Below are 550 nucleotides of genomic sequence, written 5' to 3'. Positions count from 1 at the left end.
AGGCGTTAGGCGTATGCGATCTCGCGCTGTACTTGGAATGGTCTTTCTGACTGTCGCCGCGTGCTCGCAACGACCGAGTAGTACGAATCTGGAGGACTTCGGCACAGCCTTCCAGCAAATGCAACTGGAGGAACAGTTCTTGTTGTCGCGTGCTCACCCAGATATTGAGATCGTCGAAGAGTTCAGTCCGGACGGAGACAAGGTCGAGCACACCAGAATCATCCCGTGCGGTCTCGGGGAGATCCAACAGGCAGGCTGGCGGGTTCTCCCCGGGCCGGACCAACTTGCCAGATCAAGCGTCGCATACAGCCCTCCCGCGTTCGATGGCCCCGACCAGGTGTCCGTTACGCTAGGTCCTATAGAGAGTGCTGCGGATGCGCGTTACACGTTTCGCGCCTCAGACGGAGTCTGGAGACTTACGCGTGTTGAAGTCTATTCTTACTTGGAAGAAGGCGCGGCGTTGCCGCCGTTGCCTTGTCATGGCCAATAGGCCTAACTAATCATTCAAGCCGACGCCTTCGGCGCGGCTTAACTTAGGCGTTAGGCGTCA

General features: G+C 57.6%; 1 protein-coding gene. It reads right to left on the bottom strand.

Going from position 1 to position 550, the window contains the following annotated elements; all coding sequences use genetic code 11:
• Positions 1-211 (bottom strand): hypothetical protein (locus ACOQFR_RS04895; RefSeq protein WP_421379168.1); only part of this gene is annotated, 211 nt, incomplete at its 3' end.
• Between the last annotated feature and the right edge of the window lie 339 nt (positions 212-550).

Origin of the sequence: Arenimonas sp. MALMAid1274, from assembly GCF_049195245.1 — a bacterium.
Taxonomy (GTDB): Bacteria; Pseudomonadota; Gammaproteobacteria; order Xanthomonadales; family Xanthomonadaceae; genus Arenimonas.
Note: the sequence above shows the minus strand (reverse complement) of the source record. Positions and strands in the feature narration are given on the sequence as shown.